This window comes from Psychrobacillus sp. (assembly GCF_056205495.1).
Genome location: NZ_JBAEAP010000301.1, coordinates 1 through 3,590, shown reverse-complemented (window position 1 = coordinate 3,590; position 3,590 = coordinate 1). Strand labels below are relative to the sequence as shown.

Here is a 3,590-nt window from a genome sequence, read left to right as displayed (position 1 = left end):
ATAACAAAGAACAGCTTGATATCACCACCACCCATGCCACCTTTCGACACCATAGCGACTAAGAGTAATATTCCAAATCCAACAATTGCTCCGACTACACTGTCCCACCAAGGAGTTAAAGGTGAGATAAAGCGACTAATAATTAGTGGAATTAAAAAGAATAAAAGTATTTTATCAGGGATGAGCATATACGCAATATCGGAAACTGTAATGATTATTAATAAAGAAATAAACAATAGCGAAACAAAGAACTCCCACGTAAAACCTAGTTGGAAGTATGCAAATGTGAATAATACACCTGTAGTTAGCTCGATGACTGGGTAAACCCAATGGATTTTAGTACCACATCCGCGGCACTTTCCCTTCAAAAAAACATAGGATAAGACGGGCACCAAGTCTTTAGCCGTTAAATTGCGATCACATATCGTGCAATGAGAAGGCGGACGAACAATCGATTCACCTTTAGGCACTCTTAGTCCCACAACATTATAAAAAGAACCAAGCACTAAACCATATATAAATACAAATATTGCGATTACGATTTCCATTCAAACACCTTATTTCCTACTTTTTAAACTTTCTTTATCCGCATACATATTGAGGTCAGCTACATGAAAAAGATCCTCAAAGGAACCTCCCTGCAGAGGGCAGTAGGCTATCCCAATACTTGGTATAACCTTTATATGGATATCGTTATAAATAAAGTTTTTTTCCTTAAATGTCATTCTTAATCGAGATAGCCATACTTCAAAGTCTTCACGGGTATTAAAGTCATCTAAAAATAAAACAAACTCATCTCCACCAAAACGGGCTACCAAATCGTTTTTATTCGTTGCATCTTTTAATACTTCAGCAGTATACTGCAGGACTTGATCACCAACCGAATGACCAAAGCTATCGTTAATAATCTTAAATTGATTTAAATCTAGTAAAACAAAGTATGCCTCTCCAGCTTTCTTCTGCGACAGTTCTACTATTTTTTTGTTAATATGCGTGACAAAAAAAGCTCGATTATGTAAATCGGTCAAGACATCATGATAGGCCATATGCATAATCATTTTTTCCTTTTCAACCTCGCTCGTGACATCTCTAAGCATAGCGTAGTAGATTTTTTCCTTTCCAGTAACCACGTACTTGGCATCTATGGAGATGTGTATTCGTCCATCAAGATATAGATTATCTAGCGCCAAAGAATAGTCTCGTAGTGTACCTTTTAGCTGAAGTTGTTCAATTAGTTTCCGGAGAAGCTTTTTATTATGCTTGGTTCGCGCATATCTCATCAAATTCATATCCGTAGGATCACTGATATTCAACAGAAACTTACCTTGCTTGTTTATTTCTAAAATATCCAAGTTATTATCTAATATCATGATTGGGATAGGACTGATATCAAATAAGGTTCGATACCGCCGAGAGATGTTTGGCAGTAAATCGTTATGCAGGAAGGAAAAAGATATAAAAATTGAGAAAACAATTCCTTCGATTAGGAATGTATAGGGAGGTATATGTTCACCGAAATTTAGATAACCCATAGAAGCCTTTAAAGTAAACACAACCAATGTACAAACCATTAAAAACTTTAATAGCTTGCGTTGTTGTAAATTCACGGTCTTTCGCAAACCTATAATTAAAATAAATACCATTATAAGATTCAACATAGCGGATGACGTCAAAACCATATAATATTCCTTATTATAAATAGGCACGTACCAGAAGCCCCTTGACTCATGTGAAATAAATGGAATGGTCCTCCAATGTAAAACTTGAGCCACTAGCATGATCAAAAAAGGCACATAAAGGACGGAAGGATACACGATGCGCGGGATATATATGTACAAGTTGGAAACGTGTATATACAAATGGAGAGTAAGACACACCACCAACAAACCAATTAAACCAAGACCAATACCAGAAACGGTTGAACTATATTCAATCGGTAACAGGTGCCGAAAAAACTCCCCAAAATAAAGGAAACTGTAGGCCACTAAAATAGCCGTAATCAATCTATTTTCCAATCTCCTGGACTGCTGTATTAGCACCACACAAGCTAAGCCAAACAAATATAAAGCCGGCATAATATACACGGCTAGATAAATACACAATTGAGATATCGACATAGATAGACTCCCTATCTAGTTATATTTTAAATGTTAGATGAATCATTCCTTATGAAAGAATGTAGTCAATTGAATAGTAGCTGAGGTAGCAGTAGGTGATTCTTCATTTAGCAGCTCTTGTTCGCCAGGAGCATTCATCGTAATTTGATCTACTCTCACTACTCGCTCTAAATTTTCAATTTCTTCTATTAAAAGAACTAACTGCTCATAATTTTTAGTTTGGACAGATACATTGAAGGTAATAAGCTTCAAATTAGCTGGTAAAGGCACATCAGCTACAGGTGAACTAGGAGGCTCCTCTAACGCCTCCTCAGTACTATCTACTGAGTCTGATTCTCCTTCTACTTCAGTACCCTCTGCTGAAGCAGCTACGTCTTCTTCCATACTACCTTCTTGGTATAGCTCCAGCTGCATTTGATCAAGTATCCCATCATAATTATTAAATTCTATAGCTTCAATCTTAGAATCACTAATCAATTCCACTTGCTCTAAAGATAGCAATAGTTCATCTAGTTCACGTTCGTATGGAACTTTAGACTCTAAGGCAAATACATTATCAACCTTTACAACTGAAGCTTGAAACGAATTATATTGTTCTTTTAATGAAGCCACTTCCCCCTGAAGTACTTCGACAGATATTTCTTTCGAATATTTTTCATCCTTTAGTGGAGAAATAATAAAATAATAGATAGCAAATAACAATAACAAGACAAGGGCCCCTATTATTAAATAAGCGTTTCTTTTATTGCTAACTAATTCATTCAAGGAGTTCCACCCCCATTTCTTATGTAACCTGTATCTATTTCTAAAGTTAATGTAGCTGAATACCTAGGGATTATATTAAAATGTACTTCATTGTTTTCAGTAGCATTACTTGGGTTAAAGTTACCGATACTTTCAATTTTCGCATCTATAAAATACTCACTATTTAACAGATTGGTAACCAAATAAGATAGAGAGCTTAATGTTCCTACATCCACCATTAGCGTCATTCCTTGTTCTAAAAATCCATACTGTCTTAAGTAAGTATGCTCCTCTATTAACGTATCTACTTCTATAAGTAAGGGACTAACGGGATAAGAAATAGCTTCTGCAAAAGCTACAGAGGAAGGGAAATCTCCTTCCGATGAAAGATCCACATTAGACATATAATCTGCTAGGTCCGTCTTTTCTTCTATCGAATAAATTTCTTCACTTTCTAAAAGCTCTATATCACCCTTTAAACTCATGTATTGAATAAAAAACCATAAAAGAACTGTTACGATTAAAATAATACCAATTATTAACACTAACATGGAATTACTTTTTCTTCTCTCCATTTGAGGTAAAAGGTTTATTTTTGGAACCATGTTTATACCTCCCTATAAATAAGCCCAATTAGCGGAATATCTCTTGAATTGAAATTGGAATGCGTAGTCTTTACCATTGAATTATTATAATACTGGATAGGGGTAACTAAATTAGCTTCCATTT

At 35.3% G+C, this 3,590-nt stretch carries 4 protein-coding genes; all 4 read right to left on the bottom strand.

The window, feature by feature from the left end; all coding sequences use genetic code 11:
- Positions 1 to 548: prepilin peptidase (locus AC06OU_RS08800; protein WP_475855259.1), on the bottom strand; the 548-nt coding region annotated here is incomplete at its 3' end.
- Between the two features lie 9 nt (positions 549 to 557).
- On the bottom strand, positions 558 to 1,607 hold the full coding sequence (locus tag AC06OU_RS08795) for a sensor domain-containing diguanylate cyclase (protein ID WP_475855257.1): 1,050 nt from the start codon (positions 1,605 to 1,607) through the stop codon (positions 558 to 560).
- A 552-nt stretch (positions 1,608 to 2,159) separates the two neighbouring features.
- Positions 2,160 to 2,882, bottom strand: a complete 723-nt coding sequence (locus tag AC06OU_RS08790; RefSeq protein WP_475855256.1) for a hypothetical protein — start codon at positions 2,880 to 2,882, stop codon at positions 2,160 to 2,162.
- A complete protein-coding gene (locus AC06OU_RS08785; protein WP_475855254.1) occupies positions 2,879 to 3,466 on the bottom strand; it encodes a hypothetical protein in 588 nt (195 codons plus the stop codon). The genes AC06OU_RS08790 and AC06OU_RS08785 overlap by 4 nt, the downstream gene beginning before the upstream one ends.
- Between the last annotated feature and the right edge of the window lie 124 nt (positions 3,467 to 3,590).